This is a genomic window from Sorangium sp. So ce185, assembly GCF_051526825.1.
Classification (GTDB): Bacteria; Myxococcota_A; Polyangia; order Polyangiales; family Polyangiaceae; genus Sorangium; species Sorangium cellulosum_D.
Window position 1 is genome coordinate 10,517,874 of the sequence record NZ_CP150316.1, and the last position, 15,707, is coordinate 10,533,580.

The 15,707-nt window shown below is 71.4% G+C and carries 17 protein-coding genes; 11 read left to right on the forward strand and 6 right to left on the reverse strand.

Translation table 11 applies throughout. The features are described 5' to 3' along the window. The first annotated feature begins 227 nt into the window (after positions 1–227). The 3 genes from WMF26_RS38605 to WMF26_RS38615 all read left to right on the forward strand — a co-directional run bounded on the left by WMF26_RS38605 (position 228) and on the right by WMF26_RS38615 (position 3,483). A complete protein-coding gene (locus WMF26_RS38605; RefSeq protein WP_437339559.1) occupies positions 228–1,568 on the forward strand; it encodes an LLM class flavin-dependent oxidoreductase in 1,341 nt (446 codons plus the stop codon). A 63-nt stretch (positions 1,569–1,631) separates the two neighbouring features. Further along, entirely contained in the window at positions 1,632–2,396 is a 765-nt protein-coding gene (locus tag WMF26_RS38610; RefSeq protein WP_061624580.1) for a dienelactone hydrolase family protein, read from the forward strand. A gap of 112 nt (positions 2,397–2,508) precedes the next feature. Further along, positions 2,509–3,483: an aldo/keto reductase gene (locus WMF26_RS38615; protein WP_437996792.1), complete on the forward strand. Its 975-nt coding sequence runs from the start codon at positions 2,509–2,511 to the stop codon at positions 3,481–3,483. A gap of 82 nt (positions 3,484–3,565) precedes the next feature. On the opposite strand, the gene WMF26_RS38620 is transcribed toward WMF26_RS38615, so the two are convergent. Next, a complete protein-coding gene (locus WMF26_RS38620; protein ID WP_437996793.1) occupies positions 3,566–3,775 on the reverse strand; it encodes an SDR family oxidoreductase in 210 nt (69 codons plus the stop codon). Between the two features lie 84 nt (positions 3,776–3,859). On the opposite strand from WMF26_RS38620, the gene WMF26_RS38625 reads away from it, so the two are divergent. Further along, positions 3,860–4,090, forward strand: coding sequence for a hypothetical protein (locus WMF26_RS38625; protein WP_061624583.1), 231 nt, complete (start codon positions 3,860–3,862; stop codon positions 4,088–4,090). Between the two features lie 87 nt (positions 4,091–4,177). Here WMF26_RS38625 and WMF26_RS38630 read toward each other — a convergent pair whose 3' ends face one another. Both WMF26_RS38630 and WMF26_RS38635 read right to left on the reverse strand, forming a co-directional pair. Continuing rightward, on the reverse strand, positions 4,178–4,762 hold the full coding sequence (locus WMF26_RS38630; protein WP_437996794.1) for a hypothetical protein: 585 nt from the start codon (positions 4,760–4,762) through the stop codon (positions 4,178–4,180). Positions 4,763–4,962: 200 nt separating this feature from the next. Further along, complete coding sequence (locus tag WMF26_RS38635) at positions 4,963–5,721, reverse strand: hypothetical protein (protein ID WP_437996795.1); 759 nt, start codon at positions 5,719–5,721, stop codon at positions 4,963–4,965. A 340-nt stretch (positions 5,722–6,061) separates the two neighbouring features. On the opposite strand from WMF26_RS38635, the gene WMF26_RS38640 reads away from it, so the two are divergent. Next, positions 6,062–6,649 carry an ArsR/SmtB family transcription factor gene (locus tag WMF26_RS38640; RefSeq protein ID WP_438002479.1) on the forward strand — a complete coding sequence of 196 codons (588 nt, stop codon included), beginning with the start codon at positions 6,062–6,064 and terminating at the stop codon, positions 6,647–6,649. Between the two features lie 12 nt (positions 6,650–6,661). Then, entirely contained in the window at positions 6,662–7,483 is an 822-nt protein-coding gene (locus WMF26_RS38645) for an SRPBCC family protein (RefSeq protein WP_437996796.1), read from the forward strand. Positions 7,484–7,517: 34 nt separating this feature from the next. Here WMF26_RS38645 and WMF26_RS38650 read toward each other — a convergent pair whose 3' ends face one another. Both WMF26_RS38650 and WMF26_RS38655 read right to left on the reverse strand, forming a co-directional pair. Next, positions 7,518–8,369 carry an STAS domain-containing protein gene (locus WMF26_RS38650; RefSeq protein ID WP_437996797.1) on the reverse strand — a complete coding sequence of 284 codons (852 nt, stop codon included), beginning with the start codon at positions 8,367–8,369 and terminating at the stop codon, positions 7,518–7,520. Positions 8,370–8,458: 89 nt separating this feature from the next. Then, the gene (locus WMF26_RS38655) at positions 8,459–8,944 is read right to left on the reverse strand and encodes a hypothetical protein (RefSeq protein ID WP_437996798.1); all 486 of its coding nucleotides are present in this window, start codon (positions 8,942–8,944) and stop codon (positions 8,459–8,461) included. 746 nt (positions 8,945–9,690) lie between these two features. Between WMF26_RS38655 and WMF26_RS38660 the strand changes: the two genes are divergently transcribed. From WMF26_RS38660 to WMF26_RS38680, 5 genes are all read left to right on the forward strand, one after another. Continuing rightward, a complete protein-coding gene (locus tag WMF26_RS38660) occupies positions 9,691–11,640 on the forward strand; it encodes a putative Ig domain-containing protein (RefSeq protein ID WP_437996799.1) in 1,950 nt (649 codons plus the stop codon). A 116-nt stretch (positions 11,641–11,756) separates the two neighbouring features. Further along, entirely contained in the window at positions 11,757–12,275 is a 519-nt protein-coding gene (locus tag WMF26_RS38665) for an SDR family NAD(P)-dependent oxidoreductase (protein ID WP_437996800.1), read from the forward strand. An 85-nt stretch (positions 12,276–12,360) separates the two neighbouring features. Then, positions 12,361–13,095 carry an iron-containing redox enzyme family protein gene (locus WMF26_RS38670; protein WP_437333193.1) on the forward strand — a complete coding sequence of 245 codons (735 nt, stop codon included), beginning with the start codon at positions 12,361–12,363 and terminating at the stop codon, positions 13,093–13,095. A gap of 130 nt (positions 13,096–13,225) precedes the next feature. Then, complete coding sequence (locus WMF26_RS38675) at positions 13,226–13,990, forward strand: zinc-dependent peptidase (RefSeq protein ID WP_437996801.1); 765 nt, start codon at positions 13,226–13,228, stop codon at positions 13,988–13,990. 188 nt (positions 13,991–14,178) lie between these two features. Next, positions 14,179–14,835, forward strand: coding sequence for a hypothetical protein (locus WMF26_RS38680; RefSeq protein ID WP_437996802.1), 657 nt, complete (start codon positions 14,179–14,181; stop codon positions 14,833–14,835). Between the two features lie 28 nt (positions 14,836–14,863). On the opposite strand, the gene WMF26_RS38685 is transcribed toward WMF26_RS38680, so the two are convergent. Then, a complete protein-coding gene (locus WMF26_RS38685) occupies positions 14,864–15,667 on the reverse strand; it encodes an SDR family NAD(P)-dependent oxidoreductase (protein WP_437996803.1) in 804 nt (267 codons plus the stop codon). Positions 15,668–15,707: the final 40 nt, after the last annotated feature.

Consider the following 15,707-nt stretch of genomic DNA (forward strand, 5'->3'; position numbering starts at 1 on the left):
CAGCGACACGACCCCGCCCTCGAAGCGGATCGGCGCGGCGACCGGCCACGCGCGGCCCGGGGACCCCCCGGCGAGCGCCTGGGGCTTCAGGAAGCTCGCCCGCCGTCCCCGCCGGCGCCGTGGCATCCGTTATATTTTCCGCTTTCGCCTTGGCATCCGTTATAGTAGACATCGCACATGGCAACGGGACGCTTGGAGTGGCCGCGCTCGCGGCGTGGAGGCCGAAGATGGCCGCACGCACGCTGAAGCTCGGCGCGTTCATGCGCCCTGTCAGCATTCATACGGGCGCCTGGCGCTATCCGGGGGCCTACCCGGACGCGAACTTTAATTTTTCTCACCTCAAGCGCTTCGCGCAGCGCCTGGAGCAGGCTCGTTTCGACGCGTTCTTCATGGCCGACCACCTGGCCGTGCTGAACATGCCGCTCAACGCGCTGATGCGCAGTCACACGGTCACGTCGTTCGAGCCGTTCACGCTGCTCTCTGCGCTCGCCGGCGCCACCGAGCGCATCGGCCTGGTGGCGACCGCGTCGACCACGTTCGATCAGCCGTTTCACGTCGCCCGGCGCTTCGCGTCCCTCGATCACCTCAGCGGCGGGCGCGCCGGCTGGAACATCGTCACCACCGCGAACCCGGACGCAGCGCTGAATTTCGGCCTCACCGAGCACGTGGAGCACGACGAGCGCTACCGGCGCGCGCGCGAGTTCTATGACGTTGTCACGGGGCTCTGGGACAGCTTCGCCGACGACGCGTTCGTGCGCGACGTCGAGGCCGGGATCTACTTCGACCCGGAGCGCCTCCACGTCCTGAACCACAAGGGCAAGTATTACTCCGCGCGCGGGCCGCTGAACATCGCGCGTCCGGTCCAGGGGTGGCCGGTGATCGTGCAGGCGGGCGCCTCGGAAGCAGGCCGGCAGCTCGCGGCGGAGACCGCAGAGGTCGTGTTCGCGGCGCAATCCACGCTGGAGAGCGCGCGGCGCTTCTACGCCGACGTCAAGGGCAGGCGGGAGCGCCTGGGGCGGGATCCCGACACGCTCAAGATCTTGCCCGGCGCGCTGGTCGTCGTGGGAGAGACCGTGCAGGAAGCGCAGGAGAAGCGCGCGCGGCTCGATGGCCTCGTGCACTTCGACAGCAGCATCGCGTCGCTCTCGGTCATGCTCGGCTGCGACGCCTCGCGCTTCGATCCGGACGCGCCGCTCCCGGAGATCCCCCCCACGAACGCCGGGCAGTCCGGGCGCGAGCGCGTCATCGAGCTCGCGCAGCGGGAAGGGCTCACGGTACGCCAGCTCGCGCAGCGCCTCGGCGGCTTCGGGGGGCTCGCGTTCGTCGGTACGCCCAGGACCATCGCGGACCAGATGGAAGAGTGGCTGGTCCAGAACGGCTGCGACGGCTTCAACATCATGTTCCCTTACTTGCCGGGCGGGCTCGACGACTTCGTCGATCGCGTCGTCCCCGAGCTCCAGCGACGGGGCTTGTTCCGGCGCGAGTACGAAGGGAGCACGCTGCGCGAGAACCTGGGGCTCGCGCGGCCCGCGAATCGTTTCTTTCCAGAGCGCGCCGCGCCGCGCTGAGCGCGATCGGCGCGCCCGTTCGCGTCTACGACCACCCGCCCGGACGCCGGGCACGAGGAACAGATGTCACGAACCACGGTCACGTTGAAGACTCGGGACGGGCAAACCGAAGCCTCCATCTTCCGGCCCGACGCCGGCGAAGGCCCCTGGCCCGCGGTGCTTGTGTACCAGGACGGCCGCGGCATACGCCCCGCGCTCTTCGAGCTGGGGGAGCGCATCGCGCAGGGCGGTTATCTCGTCCTGCTGCCCGATCTGTTCTATCGCGGCGGCCCTTACCAGGCGCCGGACGCCGAGACCTTCAGCCGAGATCCCGAGTTCCGCAAGCACTGGCAGCAGAAATACATGGCCACGGCCACCAAGGCGAACGTGCGCTCGGACACCGAGGCGTTCCTCGCCTTCCTGGCCGACCGCCCCGACGTCAGCTCGCTGTCGATCGGCACCACGGGCTATTGCATGGGAGGCGGGCTGTCGCTGTCGGCCGCCGGCCATTTCCCTGACCGCGTGATCGCGGCGGCGTCGTACCACGGCGGCAACCTGGCGACCGACGATCCGGACAGCCCGCACCTCCTGGCGCCGCGCATCCGAGCGCGCGTCTACGTCGCGGGCGCCGTCGAGGACGCCTCGTTCCCGGACCAGCAAAAGCAGCGCCTGATCGACGCGTTCCAGCAGGCGGGCGTGCGGCACACGGTCGAGACGTACGAAGGCGCGAAGCACGGCTGGGTCCCCTCCGATTCGGCGGTGTACAACCAGGCCGCGTCCGAGCGCCACTACCAGACGTTGCTCGCGCTGTTCGACGCGACGCTCAAGTCGGCGCCTCCGAAGAGCTGAGCCGGACGGCGCCAGCGCTCATCTCCACGCCACAAGGTGGGCGGGCTCGCGGAGCTCGCCCCGCTCTCACGGCTTGCAAGCTGCGGCGCGCGCGCGCCCGCGGAGGAAGACAATGACCGATTTGCCCACTCGTCTGCTCGGACGCACCGGCGTCCGCGTCACCACGCTCGGCTTCGGCGCCATGGAGCTGCGGGGCGCCCCGCGCGGCCCGGAGCTCTCGGATCAGGAGGCCGAGCGTATCCTGAACGACGTGCTCGACGCCGGGATCAACTTCATCGACACGTCCATCGATTACGGCCGCAGCGAGGAGCGCATCGGGCGCTTCATCTCGCATCGCCGGGGCGAGTACTTCCTCGCCTCGAAGTGCGGCTGCGTCGTCGGCGGCGCCCAGGGCGAGCACGTGCACACGGCGCAGAACATCCGGCACGGCGTGGAGAACAGCCTGCGCCTGCTGAAGACGGACCACCTCGACCTTGTGCAGTTCCACCGGAGCCTCACCCGGCGAGAGTTCGAGCAGGACGGCGCGCTCGAGGAGGCGCTGAAGCTCAAGGGCGAGGGCAAGGTCCGCTTCCTCGGCGTCTCGGGCACGCTGCCCAACCTGGTGGAGCAGATCGAGATGGGCGTCTTCGACGCCTTCCAGATCCCGTACTCCGCGCTGCAGCGCGAGCACGAGGAGGTGATCGGCAAGGCGGCCCAGGCCGGCGCCGGCACCATCATCCGCGGCGGCGTGGCGCGCGGCGCGCCGACCGACTGGCAGCGCACGAACTACATGCTGCCCGGCACGACCATGCAGGACCGCTGGGAGCGGGCCAGGCTCGACGAGCTGCTCGACGGCCTGAGCCGGATCGAGTTCACCCTGCGCTTCACGCTCTCGCACCCGGGGCTGAGCACCACGATCGTCGGGACCCGGAATCCGAAGCACCTGCGCGACAACCTGCAGTTCGCGAGGAAGGGCCCCTTGCCGGCGGACGTGCTCGCCGAGGCGAAGCGGCGCCTGAGCGAGGCAGGCTCGGTGCCCGAGCCAGTGCCCGCGGCGGACGCGCGCTCGCGCGGCGCGGCGCAGGCGTCCGCGGGAGGCGCGCTCTGAGGAGCCGCGCTGGGCGGCGGCCGGCTCGAGGCAGCGGCTGCCGCCTGGCGAGCGGGGCTCGCCGAGGGCGCGGCGGCGCGGACTAAATCGCGCCGGAGGTCCCGCCGTCCACGTTGATGCTGGTGCCGGTCACGTAGCTTGCGGCCTTGGAGGCGAGGAAGGCGATCACGTTGGCCACCTCCTCGGCCTCGCCGACGCGCCCGAGCGGCACGTTCTTCCCGAGCGCCGCGTAGTGCTCCTCGGGGCCTCCACCCCGTGCCGCGGTGTTGTCCGGGGGGCCTCGCCCTGGCATGCTGAGCGTGGTTGTGGGGTTGGCGCTCCGGGAAGTTGGCTGCGCTGGCCGCCGGGCGGCCAATCACCCCGTCAGGATGGACCCATGCCGAGCAAACCGAGCAAACCGAAGGAACAACCAGGATCCTCGCTCCCGAAGGGCATCGGGAAGCCGGCGACGCGCGCGCTCGCGCTCATGGGCGTCTCTCGCCTGGACGAGGTCACTCGATTCTCGGAGGCCCAGCTCCTTTCGCTTCATGGCGTGGGGCCGAAGGCCATCGGAGTGCTGAAAGCCGCCCTGGAGGCCCAGGGAAAGTCTCTCGCCAAGGGCGAATAGCCCCCGTCGTCCAGGCGCGGCATGACGCGGGGGCTTTGCTCCGGGGAGGCGGGCGACCTCGACCTGGGTCGGGTCGCCGGGAGCAGCTCAGTCGTCGCCGCGGACGCGGTGGAGCACGTACATCCCCGTCAGCTTTCCGAGCTCCTTCGCCGCTGCCCGCGCGCGCCCTCCGCTCGATGGATTGAACAAGCTCGCGGGCGCCGCAGTCTCGAGCAGGACCTCGTCGAGCACCGTCCCGGCCGGATCGGTGAGCTGCACCGTCGCCTTGATGACGGTGGGCCTGTTGAAGACGCCCGTGAAGATGCCGGGCTCATAGGATGTGACGTTCGCGCGGATGAAGAACGGCGCGTCGCCGGCGCTCACCGCCCTGACGACGACGGCGTCCTCCGACGCGGTCTCGGCCATGAGGGCTTCGGTGAACTGCTCGTTGATCGCCGATTTGTCCTCCTGCCAGCTCTGCCGCTGCTCGGCGTCCTTGTCGGCCATCCAGTCGGCTTCGGTGATGTCGCCGACCGTGGTGCCGAGGAACGCCATCGGGACGACCGCGAAGCGCCCCTTGCCGTAGAACGGGTTCGGCACGGCTTGACGGGTGGTCTTCCAGGGGTGCCCGCAAGCGACGAGCAGGGGGGCGAGGCAGAGCATCAGGATCAAGAGCGCATGTCGACGGTGCACGGAGCGATCTCCTTCTCGGGCGGTGGCGGCGCGCGGGCGCACTCGAGCGGTGGCGGCGCGCGGGCGCACGATGCCGCGATCCTAGCGGCAGGCGCCGCGGGCGGAGCAAGAAAGCGAGGGGGGTCGGCGACCGTGGGCGCCGGCCCGGGTCGGGGCGCGGGGGTCGGGGCGCGGGGCGGGAACGCGGGCCCGGGGACGGCTCACGCCTCGACGCAGACGCCGCTGGAGCAGACGCAGCACTCTCCGCATCCGCCGCTGTTCACGCAGTCGACGCAGCGGCCCGCGCCGTCGCACTGATCCTGCTGCGCGTTGCACAGGGTGCCTGCCGGCGCGGGTCCCTCTGCGCAGAGGCCGTTATCACAGGTGGTTCGGTAGCATTCTGTCGAGGCGCCGCACTCGGCGTCCTGCGCGCACTGGAGCGGCACGCACTGGCCAGCGTCGTCGCATCGTCCGCCTGGGCATGGTCCGGGCAGGGGCAAGTGCACAGGTGTCGTCCCGTCGCAGGAATCCGACGTGCACGAGTTGCCGTCGTCCGCGGGCTCGTCGGCGGCGACGACGACCTGGGCGCCGCGACCGTTGCAGACGGTGCGCTGGCAGTCGCCCGTCGTCGGCGCGATCTCGGTGCCTTCCGGCAGCGGCGCCGTGCCGCACCTGCCGCCGACGCACGCTGGGATCTGGCATGGTTCGGCGGGGGCGGGGCAATCCGATGGCTCCGCGCAGCTGCCGCCGCTGGACCCGGTGGTCGAGGCGGCGTCGCTGCTCGCGCCGCCTCCGCCTGCGGCGCCGGTCCCGCCTGAGGCGCCGGTCCCGCCGGCGCCGCCCTGGCCCCTGTCGACGAAGGTGCGTTGCTCGACGGCGCATCCTGCGAGCGCGACGACCAGGAGGAGCCGCAGGAGAGCCGGCGGCACGGCGCCGGCGCGGTGAGACGGACCCGATGCACGGGCAGGAGACGACGCCATGGGCCGCATCATAAAAGCAGAGCCGCCCGACGGCGACGGGCGACCCGACCCGGGTTCGGTGGCGGCCTGGGCCACCCGCCGGGGCCGTGCTTGCCCCAAACCCGGGTCGGCGTGCCACCCCAACCCGGGTCGCCGGCGGCACCTCAACCTGGGTCGCGGGGGCACCTCAACCTGGGTCGGGTCCGTGCCACCCCAACCCGGGTCGCCGGCGGCACCTCAACCTGGGTCGGGTCCGTGCCCCCCAACCCGGGTCGCCGGCGGGGCGGCACCTCAACCTGGGTCGGACGGAAGCCTTGACAACAAAATTTGTCAAACTACCATGGGCCACGTGCTGGACGACATGCTGGACGTTGAGGTCATCGAAGACCCTGCCGCGGCGGTCGTCGCGCTCGACCCGGTCCGGAGCCGATTGCTCTCGGAGCTCGCGCAGCCGGCCTCCGCTGCGAGCCTCGCGGAGCGGGTGGGCCTGGCGCGTCAGAAGGTCAACTACCACCTGCGCGCGCTCGAAGCGCACCAGCTGGTGCGGGCGGCCGGCGAGCGGAAATGGGGCGGGCTGACGGAGCGCCTGTTCGTGGCGACCGCGAGCGCCTATGTCGTATCTCCGAGCGCGCTCGGCCCCGCCGCCGCCGATCCACAGCGGACGAGGGATCGCCTGTCCGCGAGCTACCTCATCGCGCTCGCGGCGCGCGTCGTCCGCGAGGTCGGCAGGCTGTGGCGCCTCGCGTTCGACGCCCAGAAGCGGCTGGCGACGCTCTCGATCGACACGGAGATCCGGTTCGCGTCGGCCGCAGAGCGCGCCGCCTTCACCGCCGATCTCAGCAAGGCCGTCACGGACCTCGTGGCGCGATATCACGACGCGGCCGCCCCCGGCGGGCGCGAGCACCGGTTGCTCGTGATGGCTTATCCAAAGCCGAGCGATGACCCCTAGAAAGGAGCCTTCATGCCGATAAAGAGCGACGCAGAACGACGCTGGGTCGAGCTCGAGCTCATCGTGCCCGGAACGCCGGAGCAGGTGTGGCGCGCCATCGCGACCGGCCCCGGCATCAGCGCCTGGTTCGCGCCCACCACCGCCGACGAGCGCGTCGGCGGCAAGATCGAGTTCACCTTCGGCGAAGGCGCCGCCTCGTCGGGAACGATCACGGCGTGGGGGCCCCCGTCGCGCCTCGAGTACGAGGAGCACGGCTGGAGCGAGGGCGCTCCGCCCCTCGCGACGGAGTTCGTCGTCTCCGGCCGCTCGGGCGGCGAGTGCCTCGTGCGGCTCGTGCACAGCCTGTTCACGTCCAAGGACGCCTGGGACGACGAGATCGAGGGGTTCGAGAGCGGCTGGCCCGGCTTCTTCCGGGTCCTCCGCCTGTACTTGCGTCACTTTGCCGACCAGCGCGCCGCCGCCGCGCGCGCGATGAGCGCCTACCCTGGCGCGCACGCCGAGGCCTGGAAGCAGCTCGCGACCGCGCTCGGCGTCTCCGGCCCCAACCTGGGCGAGCGACGGTCAGCGCCGGCAGGGGCCCCGCCGCTCGTCGGCACCGTCGAGCACGTCGAGCAGAGCGACCAGACCTGCGAGGTCCTGCTGCGCCTCGAGCAGCCGGCGCAGGGCGTCGCGCTGCTCGGGAGCTACCCCTGGGAAGACAAGGCGCGCGTCGCTGTCAGCCTGTTCTTCTACGGCGATCGAGCGGCCGAGACCGCCGCCGAGCTCGAGCCGCGATGGCGCGCCTGGCTGGAGGCCCGCTTCCCGGCCAACGCCGCGCAGAAGGCGAACGCATAGCCGCCCGCTCCGGGGGGCCTGCCATGGCCCCCGCTCAGACCCGCGCGATCGCGGCCTGCAACCCCGATTGGAGCGTCCCGCTGATCCGCAGGGACGACCAGTCGACGTCGAGAGCGACGAGCGATCGCGCGACCTGCGCCGACATCCCGGTGAGCGAGCAGGTCGCGCCGAGCAGCTTCGCGGCCTGGATCGTCTGGAGCAGGTAGCGGGAAACCTCCTCGGTCACGGAGGGCACGCCGGTGATATCGATGATCAGCTCCCGCGCCGAGGTCTTCACGATGCTCGACAGCACGCTCTCCATGATCTGTTGCGAGCGCCTGCCGTCGACCGTGCCGACGAGCGGCAGGACGAGGATGCCCTGCCAGACCTGGATCACCGGGGTAGAGAGCGCGAAGAGCGCCTCCTTCTGCTCCTCGATCAGCCGGAGCTTGTCCTGCAGCGCTGCCGTGCGGCTCAGGACCAGCTGCTCGAGCTGTCGCTTGCTCTCCCGCAAAGCTTCCTCGGCTCGCCGCCTCCGCTCCGCATCGTGGATGTCGACGAGGATCGCCTGGCCCGACGCGAGATCCACCTTGCGGGCGAAGCACTCCACGTGGAGCACGCTGCCGTCCTGGCGCGTACGTGGACGGCACTCGAAGCTCTTGCGGACGTCGCTCAGCAGCTCGGGCCAGAGCTTCCGCAGCGGATCGAGCGGATGGGCCGCGCCGGCGCTGCCCACGGCGACCTCGAAGAGGCGCAGATCCTCGCGTCCGACCTCGTACATCTCCAGCAGGCGGGCGTTGCAATCATCGACGGAGCCGTCAAGGTTGTAGAGGATGACGGCGTCGCGGAGCTGGTCGAAGACGTCGCGCAGCTTCGCCGGCGCTCGACCCGGCTGCTCGCGCTCCAAAGCAACCTCGCTGCGTGCCCTATCGCGGTACTCGGACATCCCGGGGCCCCTCGCTCAGCGCTCATCGCGGCGTCGCGCGGCGGCGCCGCTCAGCCGCGCGCCCTCAGCCATTCCACGGCCGCTCTCTCGGAGGAGAACGAGGCGTTCACGTTGTCGATCTCGTTCGCGAACCGCTCCAGCGCGAACCGATTGGCGTGGTCCTCGGTGCTCTCGTCTCGCTTGACGAACACGGCCAGGTGCCGCAGGCCGGCCGCGAAGAGCCGCGGCATCACGTCGTCTCGCAGGAAATCGTTGACGCCGTCCCAGCTCGCGGCCCACTGGCTCAGGTCGGCGAGGAGCTTCGTGCACTTGCTCTCGATGAAAGCATCCACGAAGTGGACCCCGAGGATCTCCTTGATCTCCTCATCGAAGACCTCACCGAACCACCGGTGGGTGAGGATGCCATCGGCGCAATAGGTGCTCTCGATCGTGTGAATGCGGCTGCCGAGGATGTTGAACGTGTCGATGGCGCGCGCGGTCTTCACGACGGAGATGCCAGTCCGTGTCTCGGTCGACTGCCTTAGAACGATCCTCATGGCTCCCCCCACCCTCGACGCGGCCGCGCTTCGCAGCCCCCACACGATGCTCCCGCAGGGACAGAACATCGCATTCCGCCCAGCTTGTCAAGATCAGTCCGGACTGATTCAGCGAGTGTGAACCATGCCACATGGTGAGCGCTCCCAGAACGGGCTCCGACGTGATCCGGCGGCGCGAGGTCGCGCCGGCCCGTCATGTCAACGATAACAACACGTCAGATCTCGCGGTCCGAGCGGCGGCCGGGACCGCAGTGCTCTCGCGCAGGACCAGCGCGATCTCGACCACGACGCGCGACGACGAGCGCTGGCCCCCTCTCGATCCACCGCCCGCCGGAGATGGCGGCAGCGGAGCTCCGGCCGAGACGCGCCGACCCGTCGATTTGAATTGACGTCGCTTATGTTAACGTTAACATAATCCCTAACGCTATCCTTTTTGTCGCGCCCTGGGTGGGTCTCCATGCGCACCGACACCTTGCGTCACCCGCCGGATCCGCCGAGGAGCAAGCTGAAAGAGCCCGGCATGCAGCAAGAGGATAGACCGCAATGGCGCAAGCGGCGCGAGGGGACGGAGATGGAATTGTATTCTTCTCTTCCCCTTGCGTCCCTCGCGCTCCTGTTCCCATGAATCGATTTCGCCGAAATTCAACGTGATCGGCGCTCTAGCTGCCGCCGCTGCTCAGCGCACAGGCGTTGAGGCTCGTGCGCCGAGCACGACGCCGGCATGCATCCGACACTCAGGAGAGCTCATGAGACGACCTCGCACCTCCTTTCTTCTGGTTGGAGCCACACTCGCGGCGACCCTGGTCCTGAGCGGGGCCGCACACGCGCAGTCGACCATCGACATCTCGATGGCGGAGGCGCCCGCGGCGCCGCGGCTGCAGGGCCCATTCGTGTACGGCGCCGCGCCCTCGTCGCCGTTCTTGTTCGCCATCCCCGCCACCGGCCGGGCGCCCCTCGAGTTCTCTGCCTCGGGGTTGCCCGCCGGGCTCACGCTCGCGCCGTCCACGGGGATCATCTCGGGGACGACGCCGGCCGCCGGTTCCTACCCGGTCACGGTCACCGTCACGAGCTCCGCCGGCACCGCGAGCGCTACGTACACGCTGCAGTCCGGCGGCACGCTCGCCCTCACGCCTCCGATGGGCTGGAACAGCTATGACTCGTTCGGCGCGAGCGTCACCGAGCAGGACATGATCGACCAGGCCCAGGCGGTGAGGACGCATCTCCAGCCGTACGGCTGGAACACCGTGGTCATCGACTATCGCTGGTACGAGCCCGGACAGCCGATCGACGCGAACGGCCGCTATCTGCCGGCCGCGAGCAAATATCCATCGGCGACGGGCAGCAACGGCTTCAAGAGCCTCGCGGACCGCATCCACGCGATGGGCTTGAGCTTCGGCATCCACATCATGCGCGGCGTGCCGCGCAAATCGTACGACGCGAATCTCCCCATCGCGGGGTCGAGCTTCTCCACGCGCGACGCGGGCAACCCGAACGATCCCTGCCCCTGGGATGATCACATGTGGGGCGTGCGCGGCGACACGCCGGCGGGGCAGGCCTGGTACGACGCGCTCTTCCAGCAGTACGCGTCCTGGGGCGTCGATTTCGTGAAGATCGACGACATGCTCAACAACACGACGCGCAGGTATCACCAGGCCGAGGCCGACGCGATCCACAGGGCCGTGGAAAAGACGGGACGCTCGATCGTGCTGAGCTTCTCGCCGGGTCCCAACGATCCCTCGTGGCTGATCGCCTCGTCCGGCCACCTGAACGGCAACGCCAACATGTGGCGCGTCGTGAACGACTTCTGGGATTTCAACGCGCTCACCGATCTCCCCGGCGTGCTCCGCGCAGCGAGCACCTGGCAGGGCGTCGGCGATCTCACCCCGGGCCACTGGCCCGACCTCGACATGCTGCCGCTCGGCTACCTCGGCCCACGCAACGAATGGCACGCGTCCGGTCAGACGACGTTCACCAAGAACGAGCAGGTCACGATCATGTCGCTGTGGACCATGCTGCCGTCGCCGCTCATGTTCGGCGGCAACCCCGCGCGGCTCGGCTCGGACGCGTGGACGCTCGCGCTGCTCACCAACGAGGAGGTGCTCGCCGTGAACCAGGACGCGCTCGGCGCGCGCGGCCACCGCACGGCGGTGAACGGCGGCGAGATCTGGGTCCGTGACCTGAGCGGCGACCGCAAGGCCGTGGCGTTCTTCAATCACGGCGACCAGGACATGACGATGTCGGTGCAGCTCTCGGAGCTTGGCGTCACGGGGACGCCGGTGATCCGCGATCTGTGGCGCCGTGCCGACGTGAGCGGCGTGAGCGACGCGCTGTCCGCCAGCGTCCCCGCCGGCGCGGCGCTCATGTACACGCTGTCGCCGCCGGGCGGGATGGGCGAGGCCTCGAGCGCGGCCTCCACGAGCAGCTCGAGCGGAGGCGGGAGCACGAGCGAAGGTGGAGGCGGCCCTGGAGGAGGCGGAGGCGCGGGAACGGCGGGCGGGGGCGCCGGCGGAAAGGGCGGCGGGGGAGAGGCCGGCGCGGCGAGCGACACCGGCGGCGAGCCGAGCGGCTGCGGCTGCGCGGTGCCCGGCCCCCCTCGCACGCCCGCGGCGCTCCTCCTGCTCCTCGCAACGACGGCGCTAGGCGCGTCTCGTCGAAGAGCAGCCAGACGCAGCGACGCGAACGCCGCCCGCCGTTGATCTCGGCGTCCCGCGAGGGACGGCCACGGCCAGCGGGGCATCCAGCGCAGCGACGACCGGCAGCGGAGGAGCGGCGACTACCCGACCCGGGTTGCGTCGAGCAGTTCGAGGTCAACGTGTTCGGCGTCATGGACGTGACGCGCGCCGTCCTCCCGGCCATGCGAGCGCGGCGCTCCGGCGTCGTCCTCAACGTGAGCTCCGGGGCGGGCGTATTCACGCTCCCGATGCTCTCGTCGTACTGCGCGAGCAAGTTCGCGCTGGAGGGGTTCTCGGAGGCGCTCTCGTACGAGCTCGCGCCGCTCGGGATCCGGGTGAAGATCGTCGAGCCGGGGGGCGTGCCGAGCACGCGCTTCGTGGAGCGCAGCGCCGAAGAGGCGCGTCAGACCGCGCCGATCGCCGATTACGCGCCCTTCGTCGACGGCGCCGGCAGGCTCTTCGCGGAGCTCGTGCAGGCGCGCGACGGCGCCACCTCGGAGGGCGTCGCGCACGTCATCTTCGAGGCCGCGACCGACGGCACCGACCGGCTGCGGTACCTCGGCACGGAGAACATCGCGCCGCTCGTCGCCGCGCGGCGCCAGACCTCGGAGGAGGCGTATATCGCCCTGATGCGGTCCAGGTTCGCGCCCAGGCTGTGAGGCGCAATCCGCTCGCCCGGAGGGCGTGGGCGCGCGCCTCGCCCGTGCTGTACAACCAAGGCTCCCCTTGCCGAGGAGCTGCCGCATGACGAATCGCCTTCAGGAGCGCCTGCTCGCGATCATGGACCGCAAGAACCACTGGGCCTGGGCGCACCTCACCGGCCCTGGCCTCACGCGCGACCAGCTCGTCGTCCACTTCCGGCACGAGTACCGGGTCTACGTGCGCGACTTCCCGGTGCTGCTCGCGCGCGTGCTCGGCCAGTCGCCGCCGGCCGCGGTGCGCAGCGCGCTGGCGGAGAACCTCTTCGAGGAGCAGACCGGCAAGCTCTCCCTGGGCGCGCCGCACCCGGAGCTCTTCCTGGAGATGATCGACGGCCTGGGCATCCCGCGCGCGGCCATCGAGGACGAGTCCATCCCGCTCGAGCCCGAGGCCCGCGCCTACCGGGCGCTGCTCGACCGCGTGAGCGCGGCGCCGCCGTGGGTCGTGGGCGCGGCGGTGCTCACGATCTTCGTGGAGGGCAGCGTGCACGAGCGCGCCGAGCTCCTCGGCCAGCGCGAGGCGCCGCCGATCGACGAGGCGCTGCGCGCGCACCCGATGGTGCGTCACTACGGGTGTCCGCCCGAGCGCATGCGCCTCGTGCGGGCGCACCGGGCGGTCGAGGGCGGGCACCGGCGGGACGCGTGGGAGATGGTGCTGGGGCACGTGCCCGACGAGGGCCCCGCGGCGGACGCGGTCGCGTCGGCGGTGGCCGCCGCGCACGCGGCGTGGCTCTCGTACCGGGACGGCGTCGCGCGCGCGATGGGGCTCCGGCAGGCGTGAGCGGGCCTCTCGCGCGCGCCTCCCGGCGGGGCCCCGCGCGCGCCTTCCGGCGAGGCCCCGCGCGCGCCTTCCGGCGGGGCCCCGCGCGCGCCTTCCGGCGGGGCCCCGCGCGCGGGTAAGATCGGCGTCGATGCTCGGCTTTCTCAGGAAGCGCCGGCGCGCCGCCGTCCGCCGCGCGCCCTTCCCGCCCGCGTGGCGCGCGATCCTCGACCGGAACGTGCCCAGCTTCGGCCGCCTTGCGGCCGAGGACCAGGAGGAGCTCCTCGGGCACATCCAGGTCTTCCTGGACGAGAAGCCGTTCGAGGGGTGCGGCGGCCTGGAGATCACCGACGAGATCCGGGTCACGGTGGCGGCGCAGGCTTGCCTGCTCCTCCTTCACCGCGAGACCGACTACTACCCCGAGCTCGAGGTCATCCTCGTCTACCCGAGCGCCTACGTGGCCCCCGGCCGGGAGGTGCGCGACGGGGGCGTCGTCGTCGAGGGCGGCCGGGCGCGGCTCGGGGAGTCGTGGTCGCGCGGCGCGGTCGTGCTCGCGTGGGACGGCGTCCTCGCGGGCGCGGCGGACGTGAGCGACGGCCACAACCTCGTGCTCCACGAGTTCGCGCACCAGCTCGACCAGGAGGAGGGCCCCGCCGACGGCGCGCCCGAGCTGCCCGAGCGCTCGATGTACGCCGCGTGGGCGCGCATCCTCGGCCGCGAGTACGAGCGCCTCGTCCGCGACGAGGCGAGCCTCAAGCGCACGGTCATCGATCCTTACGGCGCCACGAACCCGGCCGAGTTCTTCGCCGTCGTCACCGAGGCCTTCTTCGAGAAGCCGCGGAAGCTCAGGGCGAAGCACCCGGAGCTCTACGATCAGCTGAAGGCGTTCTATCGCCAGGACCCGGCCGGCCGGTAGCGGCGCCGCGGGCCGCCGCCCCCGCCGCCCCGCGCGCGCCGATCGCCCGTGCGCGGCCGGTCATGGTATCTCCCGCTCCCTCGATGGCCCGAAAGCGCAAAGCCAGGTCCCGCAAGGGCGGCTCGTCCTCCGCGCCCCGCCCGGCGTCCTCCGCGTCGCCTGCCCCCGCGGCGCCGCCCGCGCGGCGCGTGCGCTCCTTCCGCCTCCGCCTCGACATCACCGCCCTCGAGCTCGCCTCCGGCCACGACGGCCTCCTCCGCGGCGCGCCCGAGCCCGTCCTCCTCGTCGCCGCCTACCTGCTCTTCCCCCCCGACCCGGGCGCCCCGCCGCCCGCACCGGGCGCACCGGCCGGCCTCACGCCACCTCGCCCCCTCGGCCGCACCCTCGTGCGTTTCAGCGCGCCCCAGGGCCGCTTCCCCGCGGTGCTCACCCTCCGCGGTCCCCTCTCGTTCAAGGCCCGCGCTCGCGCCCGCGACGACGACCGTATCCTCCTCCTCGTCCTCGCCGTCGAGGAGGACACCGGCAAGGAGGTCGAGCGGCTCTATGCCCACCTCGCGGACGCGAAGCACCTCCGCCTCTGGGACCTCGACGCGCCCGTCCCCTCCCCGTCGACCCTGGCCGAGCTCATCGCCGCACCGTACCTGCAAGGGCACGCGGCGCCCGCGCGCGTCGGCGTGCTCGACGACGGCGGCGATCTCCGCGACACCTGCCGCGGCGACGACTTCGTCGGCGCCAGCGCGGCCCTCGTCTCGACCGCGCGCCACGAGGACGCGCTCCGCTTCCACGTCGTCTCCGCGGACGGCCGCAACGACTGGACCGCCGTGACCGCCGTCAGCGTCGACTGAGGCCCTGGGCGCCGGGCGCGCGTCGAGGTCACGCCGCGCGGCCCGCGGCGCCGGGGAGCTCCTCCCCCCGCGGCTTCATCAGGCGCGTCATGATCTTCACGACGAGCTCGCGGCTGAAGAAGCGGAGGAGAAACACGCTCAGGCTGTTCGCGGCGCCGTGGACGACCGAGGCGCGACCGGCCACGAAGGCCGAGAGGCCGAGGCGCACCACGTCCTCGGGCCGCGCCCGCCTTTCGGCCCCCGGGATGTCGCCCGAGCGCTGGAAGAACGGCGTATCCGTCGCGCCGGGGCACAAGGCGAGCACGCGCACGCCGCGCGGGCGGTACTCGGCCCAGAGCGCCTCGCTGAAGGAGAGGACGAACGCCTTCGTCGCCGCGTAGATCGCGAAGTACGGGGAAGGCACGAAGGCCCCCGTCGACGCCACCTGGATCACGCCCCCCCGGCGCCGCTCGATCATGGGCATGAACAGGTGCGTGAGCTCGACGAGCGCGCCGACGTTGAGATCGATCTGCTCGCGGTGCGTCGCCAGGGGCAGGCCGCCGAAGGCGCCGTAGACGCCGAAGGCCGCGTTGTTGACGAGGACATCGACGTCGAGCCCCCTCTCCGCGACGGCATCGAAGACGCGCCGCGCGGCCCCCGGAGCGGCGAGATCCACGGCGACGACATGCGCTCTGCCGAGCTCGGAGGCCAGCGCGGCGAGCTTCGCTTCGCTGCGCGCGACGAGGACCAGGGTGGCCCCGCGCCGCGACAGCTCGCGGGCGAACGCCTCGCCGATGCCCATCGAGGCGCCCGTGACGAGCACCGTCTTTCCCTTGAAATCGAAAGCGTTCATACCGGGAAGATGGCCGCCGGCGCGCTTGTCGACAATGGGT

Coding starts and splice junctions, on each gene's coding strand:
- WMF26_RS38685 (WP_437996803.1), bottom strand. CDS start 15,667: ATGAACGCTTTCGATTTCAAGGGAAAGACGGTGCTCGTCACGGGCGCC.
- WMF26_RS38625 (WP_061624583.1), top strand. CDS start 3,860: ATGCCGAGCAAACCGAGCAAACCGAAGGAACAACCAGGATCCTCGCTC.
- WMF26_RS38610 (WP_061624580.1), top strand. CDS start 1,632: ATGTCACGAACCACGGTCACGTTGAAGACTCGGGACGGGCAAACCGAA.
- WMF26_RS38635 (WP_437996795.1), bottom strand. CDS start 5,721: ATGGCGTCGTCTCCTGCCCGTGCATCGGGTCCGTCTCACCGCGCCGGC.
- WMF26_RS38660 (WP_437996799.1), top strand. CDS start 9,691: ATGAGACGACCTCGCACCTCCTTTCTTCTGGTTGGAGCCACACTCGCG.
- WMF26_RS38675 (WP_437996801.1), top strand. CDS start 13,226: ATGCTCGGCTTTCTCAGGAAGCGCCGGCGCGCCGCCGTCCGCCGCGCG.
- WMF26_RS38655 (WP_437996798.1), bottom strand. CDS start 8,944: ATGAGGATCGTTCTAAGGCAGTCGACCGAGACACGGACTGGCATCTCC.
- WMF26_RS38615 (WP_437996792.1), top strand. CDS start 2,509: ATGACCGATTTGCCCACTCGTCTGCTCGGACGCACCGGCGTCCGCGTC.
- WMF26_RS38670 (WP_437333193.1), top strand. CDS start 12,361: ATGACGAATCGCCTTCAGGAGCGCCTGCTCGCGATCATGGACCGCAAG.
- WMF26_RS38620 (WP_437996793.1), bottom strand. CDS start 3,775: ATGCCAGGGCGAGGCCCCCCGGACAACACCGCGGCACGGGGTGGAGGC.
- WMF26_RS38605 (WP_437339559.1), top strand. CDS start 228: ATGGCCGCACGCACGCTGAAGCTCGGCGCGTTCATGCGCCCTGTCAGC.
- WMF26_RS38645 (WP_437996796.1), top strand. CDS start 6,662: ATGCCGATAAAGAGCGACGCAGAACGACGCTGGGTCGAGCTCGAGCTC.
- WMF26_RS38640 (WP_438002479.1), top strand. CDS start 6,062: ATGCTGGACGTTGAGGTCATCGAAGACCCTGCCGCGGCGGTCGTCGCG.